This is a genomic window from Bacillus sp. AK128, from assembly GCF_053903075.1.
This window is the reverse complement of the sequence record NZ_CP096379.1, coordinates 2050672-2067616: the sequence shown is the minus strand read 5'-3', so window position 1 is coordinate 2067616 and position 16945 is coordinate 2050672. Positions and strand designations below refer to the sequence as shown.

Genomic DNA, 16945 nt, shown 5'->3' with positions numbered 1-16945 from the left:
CCATCTTAAATTTACCTTGTATGAATACTCTTTTGTATAGAGAATTATAAAAACATAAAAAGCTCCCCTGTAGTATGCGACAGAGGAGTGAATCTTTAAGTTTACATAATAACAGTATTTCTACTTAACTTTTTCAACACTTATCTCTTCCTGTGTGATTGAAGAATAAATTTTTTTCGTAACAAAAGATTGTATGACCAGGAATAATCCTCCCACTCCCCAATATAGAGGTAAGGCTGCTGGAGCACTGAATGAGAAAATAATAATCATAATCGGTGACAGTAATCCCAATAACTTCATTTGTTTTTGTTGCTCAGATGGTAATGTTGATTGGGTTACTTTAAATTGAAGGTAGTAAACCACCCCAGCGATCAACGTGATGAAAAAGTCCGGCTCACCTAGACTAAACCATAGAAATGAGTGACTTGCTATATCAGAAGAACCTTGTATCGCGTAAAACAATCCCATTAATATAGGCATTTGGATGAGAAGAGGTAAACATCCCATATTAAATGGATTTAAGTCATGTTTTTTATATAGGGAAAGCATTTCTTGCTGAAGCTTTTGTCGTTCTGTTTGATCCTTGGTGTTTTTCAACTTTTCTTGAATCTCTAGCATTTCAGGTTGCATGCTTTCCATTTTACCCTTCATTAGTTGTTGAGCTTTATACTGTTTGATCATAAAAGGCATTATGAGTAGTCTGATTAGAATGGTGATGACAATAATCGCAATTCCATAATTATCCCCACTTACCGAAGCCAAAGCATCGATCACTTGAATGAATGGATTTACTAAACCCGTTTGGAATAGGTTATCTTCACCAGGTGATGACTGACAAGCTGATAGTACACCTACCATTACAATTAACAAGAATAAAACCTTAAATTTTTTAAAATACACTTTATTTCCTCCCTAATTTTAATTTTTCTTAGGTAAGAAATAAAGAATCCTCATCATCATTAGTAGATTCATACTTCCTATATAAATTCATCAACCAAACAAAAACTGAATCAATACCACATTGTAAATCAGTTTGGATAAGGTCATGATGTATATTTTCTATTTCTATATAATCGAATTTACGCTTAGTAATGTTTGCTTTTGTATTAATGTAGAAAAGATAAGCGAAAATCATGCTAAATATCATGCTGACATAAATCGTATAAGCACTTGGTATGTAAATGGTCTCCAACATTTCAAACAATGAAAACACCTCATTGTAAATACTAAAATTACCTTCCTGTAATAATACGGATTACCTTTCATCTTGGTTTCAGATTTTCTGATTTTTATCCAAATGGCTTTAAACTATAAAGGTATTAAAATTATAGAAAATATTTCCAATTTAAGTATTGGAATAATATGGTAAGTGTGGTAATCTAATATTACCCAATGTTATTTGTGCCAGGAGAAATCCTGGCACGTTTTTTATGACCACTATAAGAGGTTTCTTTGTTGAAAGCTTTTAATATAACCCTGAATAGAAAATAAAACTCCCCTGTAGTTACATAAACGGTTCCGTTTCTGTAGAGAAACATATGAAATAGCATACTAATTAACAGACCAAATCACATATGATTTGGTCTGTTGCTTTTTGCTTATATATCAATGTTTATTGGGTATATTCACTTGGATTCGCATGCTAAATCGCACCTTAAATAACATAATGACAACAGCTGTTGTCAACGTGCTAATTACTATGTTAATTGGTATGTCATTTGATACACTAATAATTTTTAAAGAACCACCAGTTAATAGTAATTTTATGTTAAATTTAATATGCGTTTGTAAGTACTAAGTACATTAGGATATACAGTAAGGGGATGGTTTCTATTTATAAATCAACGGCAATATTATTCTTCATATTAATGTTGGTTGGTTGTACAGATAATAGCAATTCTTGTGAAGTATTAGAGGAAAAAGTGCACATAAGTTCAGAAGGAGAGTTTGGTATAAGTCCAAATACTGATGGAAAACAAACAATTACCGTATTTATAGAAGAAGAACCTACAGAAAATTTTAAATCCAAACTAAGGAAATCTCTGAATTCTTGTAAGGTAGACCATATAGTTTACTTTATTAACCCTGATCCTGTATATACATCTCATTTCGATATTAAGACACTTCCTTCAATTATAATTGGTGGACCAAACGAAGAAGTGCTAATAAAGACACAAAGCCTTAAAGATATTAAAAAACATTTCGATTAAAACTATTTTAACTGTTTACGGGTTTTAATAAGAAAATAGCAAACAAAAAACCGCTTGGGTACGAAAGGCTCCAAGCAATTTTTATTTGCTATTTCTAACGCTAATTAAGGTGTTAAAATAACTGTGGTTTGGTATGTTATTTCACCTGTTTTTTTACGTTTTCCCCACAGTATCGGAACCGTTTAGTAGTTACAGAGGAGTTTACTAATTTATCCCTTGATGGGAAGAGCAATGGTTACTTTAAATAAATCCCCATCTACTTCTATATCCAAATCACCTTCATGTAAATCGATAATGGACTTGGCAATGGCTAGACCTAAACCGGACCCTTCCGTATGTCGGGAATCATCCCCGCGTTTAAATCTTTCAAATAATTCATCGATATTTTCACTTAACTCATATTTTGTAATATTTTTAAATGTGATGGTTACTTGATTCTCATTTTCTACAATTGAGATATAAGCACGAGTATTTTCAAGGGAGTATTTGACAACATTCCCTATTAGATTTTCTAGTACTCTCGAAAGCTTTTGTCCATCTACAAATGCCAATACAGGATGGTCAGGTGTTGAAATACGTAATTGAACAGAGGAATCATGGTATTCTTCAAGAGATTGGTGAAGTAATTCTACAATGTTAACGGTTGATTTTGTTAGTTCAACTGCACCACTTGCCATTTTTGATGCTTCAAACAAATCATCTATTAACACCTTTAAACGCTTCGATTTTCGATCAATAACTTCTATATATGAGTTGCGCTCATCATCATTAATCGATAAATCTTTAAGTAACTCCGTATAAGTGATGATAGAGGTTAACGGTGTTCTTAAGTCATGACTAACATTTGTGATAAGCTCTGTTTTCAGCCTTTCACTTTTCGCCTGAGCGTTTTGTGATGTCTTTACTCCGTATTTCATAATATTGATTGACTTAGCTAAATCAGATAAGACTGATTTTCCTTTTATACTTAGATCAGGTTCAAAATTCCCAGTTGATACAGCCCTTGCATGATTCACTATTTTATTGAAGGAACCTACTCTTCTTAAAATCAAAATAAAAAGTGGAATCCCTATAATAAAAAATGCAAGAAAAGCTACAATTAGAAACCCTTCTTCAAGACCACCAAGTCCAAAACTTATTCCTAACAGAAAGATGAATAATAAAACAAGGGTGATTTGTGTACCTACTCTTCGATTCAAGAATGCATTTTTGAATAATTGACCCAATCTTCCTATATAAGTATCTTTCCAAACACTTTCTTCCGTTTTCCTATTTTTAAGCCGTGTATATAGATAGTTTGCTTGCATTATGGTTAATCCCGTAAATATAGTTCCCCAGAACAAGAGTAGAAGTAGATCATCCAAGTTGAAATGGGAATAGAGATACGTACCACCACTTCCAATGATGCCAAACGTTGCCATTAGAGACGTACCAAATAATAATAATGCCAAATCTAGTGGAATCTTATTATATTTTTTCTGCCAATCTCTCGGGGCAATTTTAGACCAAACTCCAGTTCTTTTACCAATAAACAAGCTAGAAATTAATGCGATTATCGCTACTAGTAAACAAATCCAATATGACATTCTTTCCTTACCATAGTTCTCGTACGCTTGAATAACCTGGTTTGTTTGTGGGGCATCTTTAGAAACACCAATCTTCCCTTCAAACCGTGAATGAGAATATCCATAGGAATCATCTACTAGATCCACATACCCAGCAACAAGAGGCTCTATATAATCGTTATCTTGTAAGGGATAACTTGTTGTAAAGTGCATATTCTTTGTGTTAAAAGCTGAGAGGTTGTTATTTAATAGATTTGTATAAACTTTACCGCTAGACGTATCTTTTAGATAATAGGCAAATACTTCATCGTATGATTCAAACGTTGCTCTATATCGCTCGAGATTTGTGAAATACTCATGAATTCTTGCTTCTTTTTCTTCAATAATTTCTCCTACTACATACTCATCGTTTTCAAAGATGTTAGTAATTTCATCAATTTTATTGTCTCTCTCTTTTATATAAAGCTCAGCAACATCCTGTTTGTTAGTTGCCTGGGCTTCGTCAATTCTATGATCGTATTGTTGCCCTATACTAACCACTCGGTCTGCTAGGCTTCCGTATTCATTTCTATATTCCTCGATTTCTTGCTCTGTAACCGAAATATTCTCCTTCATTTCTTCCATAGACTGATCTGTTACACCAAACGTAAGTAGATACCTAGTATAGTTCTCCATCGTTCGCTCAAATTGTCTGGTTTCGAAATAGCTTTCTTTCATATAATCATTTTCACTGAATAGGGCTGTAAGTAAACCGCTGACCCCAAACGTAAACAAAACTAACCAAGCCACGAGAACAATCCTATTTCTCCATTTTGTATCCAATTCCCCATACCACCTTCAAAAATCTTGGATTTTTTCGATCAATTTCTATTTTTTCACGGATTCTTCTTATATGAACCGTGACCGTATTCTCAGCATTGTAACAAGGTTCATTCCAAACTTTTTCATATATTTCAGAGATCGAAAACACTCGACCGGCATTGACCATTAAGAGCTCAACAATTCTATATTCGATTGGTGTTAATTTGACCGGCTCCCCAAATAAGCTAACCTCTTTCGCTTCCTGATCAATCATAAGCCCATTTAAGTTAATCGTTTGATTTTTGCCTTTAAATTCCCCAAAAGTTACATATCTTCTTAGTTGAGATTTTACTCTAGCAATAAGTTCAAGTGGATTAAATGGCTTTGTAACATAGTCATCCGCACCAACCTGTAGACCTAAAATCTTATCTGTATCCTCACTTTTAGCACTTAACATAATGATCGGGATATTTCGCTGCTCACGAATTTTAAACGTTGCGGAAATACCATCCATTCTAGGCATCATAATGTCTAACAAAATCAAATGAACCTCATGCTCGTTTAAACATTCCAAGGCTTCTATACCATCCCTGGCCTTTAACACCTTCATCCCTTCGTTCTTTAAATAAATCTCAATTCCATCACGGATATCCTGATCATCATCTACCACTAACACAACATGCTGATTCATCCAACCACCTCCTTGTTCTTCCTTTGGTATGTATCATTTAACGATAAATTTAGTATAGACAACAGTTCTTACATAAAAGGTATCGAAATTATGAAGAATTTCTTACGATTTAAGAGATTTCTTGTCACTTATAGTTTTAATTAAGGACGAACTCATACTAATTTATGATTAGACGCTCTTTTAATTAGAAGCTTATATAGAGAGGAATTTAAATAATGTATCACAAAGAATAAACCAAAATTCCTTCTAAAAGTATAAAAAAACTAAATACGTAAACATTCCATTTTCTTTTCACATGGCTCTTTTCGTTATGTAAAGATTGTTGCTACTTATACACCTTGTTAACAACTAGAGTTGATTGGAGTGGAAGGTACTCGACTCCTGCGGGAGATAGAGGGAAGTGTGAGACCCCACAGGCGCAGCCGAGGAGGCTCACATCCCTCCCCGCGGAAAGCGAGTACCTGCAACGGAAATCAACGGACCAATTATTAAATGATTTTTAAGAAAGCAACAAAGTATAAAAACAGCATTTCCTTTATTCCTTTTTATAAGCATTTTACACTTATACTTACACTTATACTTACCGTATAGATAAGAGGTAGTACAATTTTGAATGATAGAAGAGCTTATATTTAAGAAGAAAGCTAGTTGAATATTTTCAATTACCTCCACTCTATTATCAATAAAATGTGAACAAAAGTTTCATGGAAATATTTTTTTTTTATAAATATGAGTTATATTCCTTCCATTTTTCTTAATAGTTTACTATAATGATTACATTGTAATAATTATTATCTAGAAGTTATTAGTTTCTACTTTCAGGTATAATTATTGTTCTAATCTAATTTTTTTAACAAGGGGGAAGTACATATGAAAAGTATGGACAATGCAAACGTTGGTAAGTGCCCGGTATTTCACGGAGCAGCTACTAGCCCACAATCAAGCGGTACAACAAATAAAGACTGGTGGCCAAACCAGTTAAACTTAAATATTCTTCATCAGCATGACAAAAAATCTAATCCTATGGGAGAAGAATTTAACTATGCAGAAGAATTCAAAAAGCTAGACTATCAAGCTCTTAAACAAGATCTTCATGATTTAATGACAGACAGCCAAGAATGGTGGCCTGCTGATTATGGACATTACGGTGGATTCTTTATCCGTATGGCTTGGCATGCTGCAGGAACGTACCGTTCAGGTGACGGACGTGGAGGCGGTTCAACTGGTAACCAACGTTTCGCTCCATTAAACAGCTGGGCTGACAACGGTAACCTTGATAAAGCTCGTCGTCTTCTATGGCCAATTAAGCAAAAGTACGGAAACAAGATTTCTTGGGCTGACTTATTCCTTTTAACTGGTAACGTCGCGATTGAATCAATGGGTGGAAAGACGTTTGGTTTCGGTGGTGGACGTGCGGACATCTGGCATCCAGAAGAAGATATCTACTGGGGTTCTGAAACTGAAATGTTAGGTGATAACCGTTACACAGGTGATCGTGAGCTTGAGAATCCTCTTGCTGCTGTTCAAATGGGTCTCATCTATGTTAACCCTGAAGGACCAAACGGTAACCCAGATCCACTTGCAAGTGCTCATGATATCCGTGAAACATTTGGACGTATGGGGATGAACGATGAAGAAACAGTTGCATTAGTAGCTGGTGGACATACATTTGGTAAGGCACACGGTGCTGGAGATGCAGCTCATGTTGGTCCAGACCCTGAAGCAGCTCCACTTGAAGCACAAGGCTTCGGTTGGATGAGCACTCACGGAAGCGGAAAAGGTCGCGACACCATCACTAGTGGTATTGAAGGTGCTTGGACGGCTAACCCAACACAATGGGATAATGGATTCTTTGAATTATTATTCGGCTATGAGTGGGAGCTTACAAAGAGCCCTGCTGGTGCACACCAATGGAAGGCTATTAATCCTGATGCAGATCATCTTGCACCAGATGCAGAAGATGCATCGATCAAGGTACCAACGATGATGACTACTGCAGATATGGCACTTCGTATGGATCCAGCTTACGAGAAGATTTCTCGTCGTTACTATGAGAATCCAGAAGAATTCGCAGATGCATTTGCTCGTGCATGGTTTAAATTATTACACCGTGACATGGGTCCTGTTCTAAGATATTTAGGTCCAGAAGTACCAACTGAAGAACTAATCTGGCAAGATCCAATTCCAACTGTTGATTATGAATTAACAGAAGAAGAAGTAGCAAAAATCAAGGTATTAATCCTAGATTCTGGTTTAACAATCAGCGAACTAGTGACAACTGCTTGGGCTTCTGCTAGCACATTCCGTGGTTCAGATAACCGTGGTGGTGCAAATGGTGGACGTATCCGTCTTGCTCCTCAAAAGGATTGGGAAGCAAACCAACCGGAACAACTTGCAAAAGTTCTTTCTGTTCTTGAAGACATTCAAAAGCATTTAGACAAGAACGTAAGTATTGCTGATTTAATCGTACTTGGTGGAACGGCTGCAGTAGAAAAAGCTGCACAAGAAGCTGGGTTTAATGTAACGGTACCTTTTGCTCCAGGACGTGGCGATGCAACGGAAGAGCAAACAGATGCAGAAGGCTTTGACGTATTAGAGCCAGTTGCTGACGGATTCCGCAACTACCAGAAGAAGCAATTCAGTGTAACTTCTGAAGAGCTACTTGTTGACAAGGCACAATTACTAGGATTAACTGCTCCAGAAATGACTGCACTTGTTGGTGGTATGCGTGTTCTAGGTACAAACCATGGTGGAACGAAATACGGTGTCTTCACTGACCGTGTAGGTTCATTAACAAATGACTTCTTCGTAAACTTACTTGACATGGCTGTTGAGTGGAAGTCAGTTGACGGTTACGTATTCGAAGGCCGTGACCGTAAAACTGGTGAAGTAGTACGGACAGCAACTAGAGTTGACCTAGTATTTGGTTCAAACTCAGTACTACGTGCAATCGCTGAAGTTTATGCTCAAGACGACAACCAAGAAAAGTTCGTTCGTGACTTTGTAAATGCTTGGGTAAAAGTAATGAACGCAGATCGTTTTGATTTAAAATAATAGGAACAGTAACTAACAAAGGCTTAGAGAATGATATTCTCTAAGCCTTTTCTTTACCTTAAATCCAGCCTTTTCCCTTAGCAATGCCTACTGCATCCATGCGATTTTTTGCCTCTAGCTTTTGAATAATTTCAGAAATATAGTTTCTGACTGTACCTGTTGATAGAAACAGAGCTTGCGTGATTTCCTTCGTTGTTTTTCCTTCTGCCGCTAACCGTAAAATTTCTTGTTCTCTACTAGTTAATGGATTCTCTTCACGGATCGTTGAGAATGAGAGCTCTGGACTAAACACAAGTCTCCCTTGCATAACATTTCGAATCGCCTCAGCTAATTCTTCTACAGAACCATCTTTTAATAAGTATCCGTGCACTCCACTTTTCACAGCTCGTTCAAAATAGCCAGGTCGCGCAAATGTTGTTAAAATAATGACTTTCGTGCTAGGAAGCAGCTCCGCTATTTCCTCAGCGACATCTAATCCTGTTTTTTTAGGCATTTCAATGTCTAAAAGGCAAACATCGGGTTTTAATTTTAAAATTTGTTGAATAGCCGTTTCTCCATCCTGCGCTTCCCCTACTACTTTCATATCACTCTCGAAATCTAGTAAGGATCCAAGTGCACCTAGTAGCATGCCTTGGTCTTCGGCAATAAATAAAGTAATCATACTGCTTTTCCTTCCTTTGTCCCCTTTTTAATAATAGGAAGCGTTATTTCTACCCTTGTTCCATTCTTACCTCGGATCGTAAATAAGCCGTCTATTAATTCAAGTCGTTCTTTCATTCCCTTTAATCCATTTCCAATGACATGTTCGTCTTCTAAGCCAATACCATCATCGTGAATCACCACGGAACAATGATAATCTTCCTGACTAATAGAAATGTCACAATTACTTGCCTGACTATGCTTAACAACATTAGTAATGGCTTCTCTTAAACACATGCATAAAATATTCTGTGTTACAGAAGGAATACCTTCAAAATCTTCCTTTCCATTATATTGATAATTAATGTTAGAAGCCTTTAGTATTTCCTGTATTTGGAGCAGTTCTTCGGTTATCGTCGTTGCTCTCATATCTGTCACGAGTTCACGTACTTGTTTTAGTGCTGCTCTTGAGGTGCGTTCAATTTCCTTTGCTTCTAATCTCGCCTTTTCTGAATCAACTTTAGCAAGTCGTTGAACCAATTGACTTTTTAAGGTTAAGAGGGACAACGTATGCCCTAGTGTATCATGTAAATCGCGAGCAATTCGGAGCCGCTCTTCCCTTTTTACCAATTCTTCTATTTGTTGATTTGCTTGATCCAATTGCTCTTCTAATTCCATTCTTTTATACATAGAGCGTATACCAAAAGGCGTCACTAACATAATGATGACAAATGGAATTACATTAAATAATTGAAACGAGTAGCCCTCTCTAGCAATAGTAATGGCAATCGGGACTATTTCTACAAAAAACAAGCTTCCTAACCCGATTCTAAATTGCTTTTTGTCTGTAAACCAACCTATAAAATTCGCAGCAAAAAATCCTAAAAATATAAAATTCAGATTATAAAACAAGCAAAAAACAAAGATAATCAACAATTGAATAGCAAGCCAAAAAGCAAATAATTTTTCTTGTGGTGAATTGTAAAGCTGCCTGTATGTGACAAGAAAGACCGCAAGCAAGCCAAACCCAATGACTTGCTTAAGTCCTTGTTCGATTGATACAAAATAAATGGGAAAAGAAAGATACACTAGCCAAATATAGGGGAAAAACCCATATCTTCTAGGAAAAATTGAAAATTTACTACTCATTACATCCTCACACCGCTTCTTGTTTTGTTCGAATATATTTAGATAGTATCATGAAAAAGCCCATAAAGAATACCAATATTCCTATATTTATCCAACTCGGTAACTCACCTCGAATGATCGACCATGCACCGTCACCAAAATTATAGGATGGAGTCCATTGCCCAATTGACTGCATAAGATCTGGCATAATATCAAGCGGCATCCACATCCCACCTAATATAGCTAAACACATATATATCAGATTACTAACACCAGAAGCCGTTTCTACTTTTTTCATGAGTCCAATTAAACTGCCTAGTGCTAGAAAAGGAGCAGCAGCAACCAAGATCCACAGTCCGCTTAAAAGCCATTGTCCGAATGTTAGGGATACTCCATTCAAAACCACTCCTGCTAAAAAGATTACAATAATGGATAAGGAGTGAATAAAGGTTTGCCCTACCATTTGAGCTATAAAATAACTGGTTTCTGATAATGGGGTTACCTTCATAAACATACTCCAGCCTTGTGCTCTTTCCTGCACTAACCGAATACCAAGTGTCATAATAGACGTACCCATTACACTAAATGTTGTCATTGACATTAGATAATGTGCTTGCCAAAGCTCTTGATCAGGTAAATTCGTATTTACAACATTCGTAAAAATATAATAGAACAAAATCGGCATCACTAATGACCAGAATACATAATAACGATTTCTCACAATTCGAATGATCTCTACTTTACATTGTGCAATAAAAGCCTTCACTTTAAATGACCTCCTTTTGGCTACTGGTTAAATGTTCAAACGCTTCCTCAAGTCTTCCCCGCTCCACTTCGATTTCTTCTGCGCCAAAGTTTCCTGTCACAAGCCATTTCAAAGCTAAGTCTGAGTCTGTGGTTTGCATATAGATTCGCTCATTTTTTTGATAAACCTGAGTCACAAATGGTTGAGCGTTGAAATCAATGTTCATAGTCGAATCTAATTTAAACGAAACAGTTTTAGTTGCTATTCTCCCTTTAATATCCATTGGCGTACCATCTGCAATAATTTCGCCGTCCTTAAATAACAGAATTCTCTCGGCAAACTCATCAGCTTCTTGAAGGTAGTGTGTCGTAAAAATAATCGTTTTACCTTCTGCAGCTAAGTTCTTCACTGCTGTCCAAAATGCTTTTCTTGATTGAATATCCATCCCAACGGTTGGTTCATCGAAGATAATCAAGTCGGGATTACCAGCTAACGCTAAAGCAAAATTCACTCTCCGTTTCTGACCACCTGATAACTTCTCTGTTAATGTTCGTAAGTCATGATCTGTTAGCCCTGTTAACGATAGTAGTTCTTTAAACGGCAGTGGATCTTGATAATAGCTTTGAACAAGTTTCATTAACTCTTTCACCGTGACCCCTGGCATTAGACTTACTTCCTGCAGCATTGTCCCTAGCCGTTCCCTTACACTTTTTTCCTTTGGATTTTTACCAAATAGTCGAACTTCACCATTCTTAGGTTGTAACAATCCTAATATCATGGAAATGGTTGTCGTTTTACCTGCTCCATTAGGACCTAAAATGGCTACAACCTCACCCTTTGAAATAGAGAATGACACATCATTCACTACCTTATTATCTCCAAATACCTTTGTTACTGTATTTACCATTACGATTTCACTCACCTTGCAACACCTCCGATAACGATAGGTCCATTTTACAATCATAGAAAATGGCATTTTAGTATACAGTGTCATCGATTTCATATGACAAGTGTCATTTTTCATTAGTATGAAACATAAAAAAAGCGTGTAGCAGAGACCCACTACACGTTTTAATTTACTTATAAATTTTTCTTGTTTCTTATTTAGAGACAAAAAAACAGCATTATGTTTCATCAATTGGTAAGTTAATTTCGATAACCGTCCCTTTGTTTTCTTCACTGGAAATGTGAATAGTACCATTATGGTCATCAATAATCCGTTTACTAACCATAAACCCTAAACCTGTTCCCTTTTCTTTTGTCGTATAAAAAGGTTGACCTATTTTTGCTAAGATTTCCTTTGGAATGCCGCAGCATGTATCCGAAAATCGAATCAACACTCTTCTATTTTCAGTGTGTATATCTACTTTTAACTGGCCACCTTCTGGCATTGCTTCCATTGCGTTTTTAATAATATTAATAAACACCTGTTTAATTTGATTTTCATCACAAATTGTTCCCGGTAAATTCTCTTCAAATCCCTTGATAATCTCTATATTATTCATATTGGCTTCTGCTTCTAACAAGGTTATGACTTGATTTACAATTTCACTAATATCTGCTTGATTAAACACGACTTTTTGTGGCTTAGCTAACGTTAAGAGTTCACTCAAAATGAGTTCTATTCTACCAATTTCAGAGTTAACAACATCATAGTATAGCTTTTTTTCTTCTGAGTTTTGAAGTAAATTAATAAAACCCTTTATTGCCGTGATGGGGTTACGAATCTCATGTGCAATGGCTGCTGACAGCTGACCAGCAATAGATAACTTCTCAGATTGAATGACTAATTCCTCCGACTTTTTCCTTTCGGTAATATCTCTATAGATGATTGCAAATCCATTTATATAATCTTGATGATCTTTAATAGGAAAACTCGTAATCAAGACATCCAATAAAGCTCCATCTTTTTGAAGGCGAACCGTTTCCAATTCACGGACTCCGCCCCCATCTTTGACTATTTTCTTAATCTCATCTACTTCATGAGTATACCTATCAGGAATTAAGGGTAATTCTCCCATATTGAGTCCAATTAGTTCGTCAGTGCTCCAACCAAAGGTTTGCACCATTGCACTATTTGTTTTAATTAGCTTCCCTTCTGCATCAAAGATAAGGATGGGATCAAGATTATTTGTTAAGAAGGATTCTAAAAGGCTAGATACTTCCTTTTGATGGGTGATATCTCTAACCATTCCAGCAAGAGCAATCACATTGCCAGGATGATCACATATTGGTGACATATTTATACTTGTTGTAATTAACCGCCCATCCTTTCTTTGTTTAATGGTTTCAAAGTCATTAACAATTCTTCCTTCAACCGTTTCTTTGATTAAGTACATAGCATCATTCTTCGTAAATTCTGGTGTGACAGGTAATTTACGCCCTATAATTTCGGATTCTTCATATCCAAATATCTTTTCAAAAGCTTTATTAGCCTGAATAATATTACCCTCTAAGTCAAAAATTCCAATTCCTTCAGATGATAAATCATAAAAGGATTTTAAACGTTGCTTTTCGACTTCAGCTTGTTTGCTTGCTGTTATATCTACGACCTGTCCAATCGTAAATAATTCCCCTGAAACTTCTACCTTAGAGACCTTAAGTAATCCCCAGATAATATCCCCGTTCTTATGTATATAGCGTTTTTCCATTTCAAAGGAATTGAATTCACCTTCTACCAATCTTCTATCTAAATCTAAATCAACTTGTAAATCTTTTGGATAGCTGATTTCTATCACGTTCTTTTTCATCAATTCTTCCTCTTTATAACCAAGAAAATCACATAATGAAGAATTCACCTTTATAAAATTTCCTGACTGATCTAACAAGGCCATCCCAATTGGAGCATAAGAAAAAGCTCTATAATATAACTCCTGATTTATTAAATCTAATTCTTTATAGTTATTTGCCATAATAGTCCCCTAATCTATAAATCTATATATGTAGAATAATCTATTATAATATTGTTTAAAGTCTTAGAATTTTAATATATCAGATTATTATAAGAATTACTTTAGAATAGTAAAAAAATACCACCGATAACTCTTGCGTTTCGGTGGTAAGCCTTCTTATATAAATTTCTGAACTGTCATTTTCTTAGATTTTAGGATGACTCCTTACTTTGACTTATAAACCGTAAACTTATCTTCAGCTGTTTTTCGAAGTCTTGCTTCAGGTACTTGATTAAAATAACCCATATGTAAAAACCCGACAATTTTTTCTCCAGGCTTGACATCTAAAAGTTTACGGACTTTTGGGTCATATATATGAGGATTCGTTTTCCATACTACTCCTAATTCACGTTCCCAAGCTAGCAGCTGAAAGTTTTGAATAAGCGAACTAACTGCAGCAAAGTTCTCTTCCCACTGTTTTTGTCTAGGGTCCTCTTCCATGATTACAATCAGATAAGCGGTTGGCTGATTGAAGTAGTTTCTTCGATTCTCCTTCATATCAGGTGGAAAGGTTTCTACTAATTCTTCTACAAACGCTTCCTTTTCCTGTGCGGAAACAAACATAAAGCGCCAAGGCTCTCTTAGTCCATGGTTGGGTGCCCAAACTGCATCATTAAGTAGTTCAAGCACTACCTCCTGGGAAACGTCTTGATCTGTGTAACCACTTTTTATCGAACGTCGTTCACGAATAATTTTTGCTAAATTTGATTTTGTCACTTCCATATTCCGATTCTCCTTTAATACCAAAATGTTTATACTCGTTTTTCTTACTAGATTATATGTAAAAATCCAATAGCTTTTTGTCTTTCCAAGAGTCGTTCATTTCCTTTAAAAAGCTTCTATTTTTGTTCAGCTTTTCATTATATTATTCTGTCTTGTAATTCTAAGAGATTAATTATCAACATAAGCACATTTTAGTTGATAACGATTATCAATGTCAATATATGTTTACTATTTTATAATCTGTGTTAAAGTACAGTGTTGATTTTTAGCAGAGTTGATTGAAGTGGAAGGATGCGAGACTCCTGCGGGAGAAGCGTGGTGAAGGAGACCCCACAGCCGTTTTCGCCGAGGAGGCTTGGAGGAACTTCAGCTAAGAGCGCTCACGTCCTGTGAGCAACACAGAAGTCAGCACATCCTGTGCAAGTGCGGAAAGCGAGTGTCCTGGAACGGAAATCAACAACAAATTTTAACGGAGCTATTTTTTAAAAATGTCAAAAAACCACTTTTCCCCTCATATACTTTGTTGAAATAAAATATAGGGGGGATTCTATGGCATCAAACGGTATGCGGTTAAGAAATATACAAAAACAAGCACATGAAATTATGGATGAAGTAAATTTCCGGAATGATGAACGACCACCTGAGGTATTAGTTTCAATTATTGATAACTTGTCACGTGCCATTGGAGACTTGTCTGATCCATCAGGAAATTACTCACTTGAATACTTAGAAGAAAAAGTTGGTAAAGCTCATTCTCTTATGTTTGAAAAGAAAATAAAAATGTTATGAGATAGTTTATGGATTTTGCAATATTATTGCACCCTTCTTGAAGCAAATCTTGCACCCTGGAGTGGGTGCATTTTCTATTTGGAAAGTTAACTCCTCTCAGTTTCCCTCCTAAACAAAAAGCTCTCCCAATGAGGAGAACTTTTACAACTTGCTGACGAAACCTACCTTTTACAAATAACATAGGCAAATCAATACCCAGGATATTGATCCCACCAGCTTCTTTCCTTTTTATATCCACTAAACAAATCATCCGCTATTTGTGCAATTTCATTCTTCAACTCGACTTTTTCAAGCCACTCTGTTGGTATTCCGTCCAATCCTAGGTACGCACCTAATATATTTCCAGTAATAGCTCCGGTACTATCACTGTCACCTCCATGATTTACAGCGACAATCAATGCTTTCTTAAAATCATTTTTATATTTTAATGCACAATAAACGGAGATTGCCAACGCTTCCTCTCCCACCCAGCCTTCTCCAAGACTAGTAATGGCCTCTAACGGTTTTTCATTTCTTTTGGATAAACGCAATGCTTTTTCAAGAGCATTAAAACATTCCTCATGATGCTTATATTTTTGAAGTTCTATTAATGTCTCTTTCACAGCTGTTTCAAGTTCTGTTCCATCTATAATATTCGCAATAAGATAAGCAAGGGCTCCAGCTGATAAATATCCAGATGGATGTCCATGTGTTAAAGCTGCAAAATCTGAAGCCATCTTAAATGCATTATTTGTAGGGTAAAATAACCCTACAGGTGCAACTCGCATGACTCCCCCACAGCCTTTACTGTTGTTTATTGGTTCATCAATGGAACCTTGAATTCCACTTGAGAGGGCTGACAAGCATGAATTCCCTGGTGCTCTTTGCTCGTGGAGTTCTCTTACTTCAATCAGCCATCCATCATAAACCCAATCTAGTTCCTTTGACTTTTGATACCCTTGAGTACATAGCCATCTCTGATAGGCATAATAGACTACCGATGGTGGATGGCAAATACCTCTTTCCATCCCTCTTGTTTCTGAGCGAAGAATTCCTTCTGCAGTAAAAAGAGTCATCTGAGTATCATCTGTGATCTCAGCTTTTCCAGCTGTACTACAAACAAGATCATGTATTCCTTCTTCCCCGAATCTCTTTACAATCTGTTTATAGCTTAGGAATTCAACCGGCCACCCAAGGGCATCACCGATCGCACCACCTAAAAGACAACCTCTATAAAATTCTTTCGTCTTTTTCATCAAATCAACTCTTTCTAGTCATAGCTTAGTTATAAATAGATATCAATTTCAATGTAATTTTGCCTTTAGTATAACAGCTGATCTTCACTATAATCTAATTTCATAAAAACCTATGGTAGTTTCTATTATGTAAGTACTATCGATTTTTCTCCTGCCCGATTCATCAAAAAGTCGATGTTTTCAAGTTGAAAATTTAAATTCACATATATTTTGTTAAAAATCACGAACATTTATTATTTACATACTTATAAAGTTCGTATATAATCAATTTTGGAGTTAGTTAAATGAAATGAAAAGTATTCGTATATTCTTAGAAGCATGGTCTAAGAGTTTCTACTAGGAGCCGATAATTCCTAACTACGAATGGGTAGTATTACTGTACCCATTTTTAGTTAGGTTTTTCTATGTAGTTTA

The 16945-nt window shown here is 36.0% G+C and carries 14 protein-coding genes and 1 riboswitch; of the genes, 3 read left to right on the top strand and 11 right to left on the bottom strand.

The genetic code is table 11. The features are described 5' to 3' along the window. Nucleotides 1–120: 120 nt before the first annotated feature. Together yidC and M1D60_RS10260 are read right to left on the bottom strand one after the other, a co-directional pair. Nucleotides 121–900, bottom strand: a complete 780-nt coding sequence (yidC, locus tag M1D60_RS10265) for a membrane protein insertase YidC (protein ID WP_456279060.1) — start codon at nucleotides 898–900, stop codon at nucleotides 121–123. A gap of 28 nt (nucleotides 901–928) precedes the next feature. Further along, the gene (locus tag M1D60_RS10260) at nucleotides 929–1204 is read right to left on the bottom strand and encodes a hypothetical protein (RefSeq protein WP_456279059.1); all 276 of its coding nucleotides are present in this window, start codon (nucleotides 1202–1204) and stop codon (nucleotides 929–931) included. A gap of 619 nt (nucleotides 1205–1823) precedes the next feature. Here M1D60_RS10260 and M1D60_RS10255 point away from each other — a divergent pair. Then, entirely contained in the window at nucleotides 1824–2210 is a 387-nt protein-coding gene (locus tag M1D60_RS10255) for a hypothetical protein (protein ID WP_456279058.1), read from the top strand. 209 nt (nucleotides 2211–2419) lie between these two features. Here the strand turns inward: M1D60_RS10255 and M1D60_RS10250 are convergent, their stop codons facing one another. Together M1D60_RS10250 and M1D60_RS10245 are read right to left on the bottom strand one after the other, a co-directional pair. Beyond that, nucleotides 2420–4597, bottom strand: coding sequence for a histidine kinase dimerization/phospho-acceptor domain-containing protein (locus M1D60_RS10250; protein ID WP_456279057.1), 2178 nt, complete (start codon nucleotides 4595–4597; stop codon nucleotides 2420–2422). Beyond that, nucleotides 4575–5267 (bottom strand): response regulator transcription factor, encoded by a 693-nt coding sequence (locus M1D60_RS10245; RefSeq protein WP_456279056.1) that lies wholly within the window; start codon nucleotides 5265–5267, stop codon nucleotides 4575–4577. Before M1D60_RS10245 ends, M1D60_RS10250 begins: the two co-directional genes overlap by 23 nt. A gap of 870 nt (nucleotides 5268–6137) precedes the next feature. On the opposite strand from M1D60_RS10245, the gene katG reads away from it, so the two are divergent. Next, on the top strand, nucleotides 6138–8321 hold the full coding sequence (gene katG / locus M1D60_RS10240; RefSeq protein ID WP_456279055.1) for a catalase/peroxidase HPI: 2184 nt from the start codon (nucleotides 6138–6140) through the stop codon (nucleotides 8319–8321). A gap of 58 nt (nucleotides 8322–8379) precedes the next feature. Here the strand turns inward: katG and M1D60_RS10235 are convergent, their stop codons facing one another. The 6 genes from M1D60_RS10235 to M1D60_RS10210 form a co-directional block, all read right to left on the bottom strand. After that, nucleotides 8380–8982 carry a response regulator gene (locus M1D60_RS10235; RefSeq protein ID WP_456279054.1) on the bottom strand — a complete coding sequence of 201 codons (603 nt, stop codon included), beginning with the start codon at nucleotides 8980–8982 and terminating at the stop codon, nucleotides 8380–8382. Then, on the bottom strand, nucleotides 8979–10109 hold the full coding sequence (locus M1D60_RS10230) for a sensor histidine kinase (RefSeq protein ID WP_456279053.1): 1131 nt from the start codon (nucleotides 10107–10109) through the stop codon (nucleotides 8979–8981). The genes M1D60_RS10235 and M1D60_RS10230 overlap by 4 nt, the downstream gene beginning before the upstream one ends. A 7-nt stretch (nucleotides 10110–10116) precedes the next feature. Then, the gene (locus M1D60_RS10225; RefSeq protein WP_456279052.1) at nucleotides 10117–10854 is read right to left on the bottom strand and encodes an ABC transporter permease; all 738 of its coding nucleotides are present in this window, start codon (nucleotides 10852–10854) and stop codon (nucleotides 10117–10119) included. 1 nt (nucleotide 10855) lies between these two features. Next, on the bottom strand, nucleotides 10856–11755 hold the full coding sequence (locus M1D60_RS10220; RefSeq protein WP_456279051.1) for an ABC transporter ATP-binding protein: 900 nt from the start codon (nucleotides 11753–11755) through the stop codon (nucleotides 10856–10858). A 202-nt stretch (nucleotides 11756–11957) separates the two neighbouring features. Then, nucleotides 11958–13745 carry a PAS domain S-box protein gene (locus tag M1D60_RS10215; protein WP_456279050.1) on the bottom strand — a complete coding sequence of 596 codons (1788 nt, stop codon included), beginning with the start codon at nucleotides 13743–13745 and terminating at the stop codon, nucleotides 11958–11960. 204 nt (nucleotides 13746–13949) lie between these two features. Then, nucleotides 13950–14507 carry a nitroreductase family protein gene (locus M1D60_RS10210; protein WP_456279049.1) on the bottom strand — a complete coding sequence of 186 codons (558 nt, stop codon included), beginning with the start codon at nucleotides 14505–14507 and terminating at the stop codon, nucleotides 13950–13952. Between the two features lie 549 nt (nucleotides 14508–15056). On the opposite strand from M1D60_RS10210, the gene M1D60_RS10205 reads away from it, so the two are divergent. Beyond that, nucleotides 15057–15296, top strand: a complete 240-nt coding sequence (locus M1D60_RS10205; RefSeq protein ID WP_456279048.1) for a hypothetical protein — start codon at nucleotides 15057–15059, stop codon at nucleotides 15294–15296. 188 nt (nucleotides 15297–15484) lie between these two features. Here the strand turns inward: M1D60_RS10205 and M1D60_RS10200 are convergent, their stop codons facing one another. Further along, entirely contained in the window at nucleotides 15485–16531 is a 1047-nt protein-coding gene (locus tag M1D60_RS10200) for an ADP-ribosylglycohydrolase family protein (RefSeq protein WP_456279047.1), read from the bottom strand. Between the two features lie 280 nt (nucleotides 16532–16811). After that, nucleotides 16812–16911: riboswitch (purine riboswitch) on the top strand. Nucleotides 16912–16945: the final 34 nt, after the last annotated feature.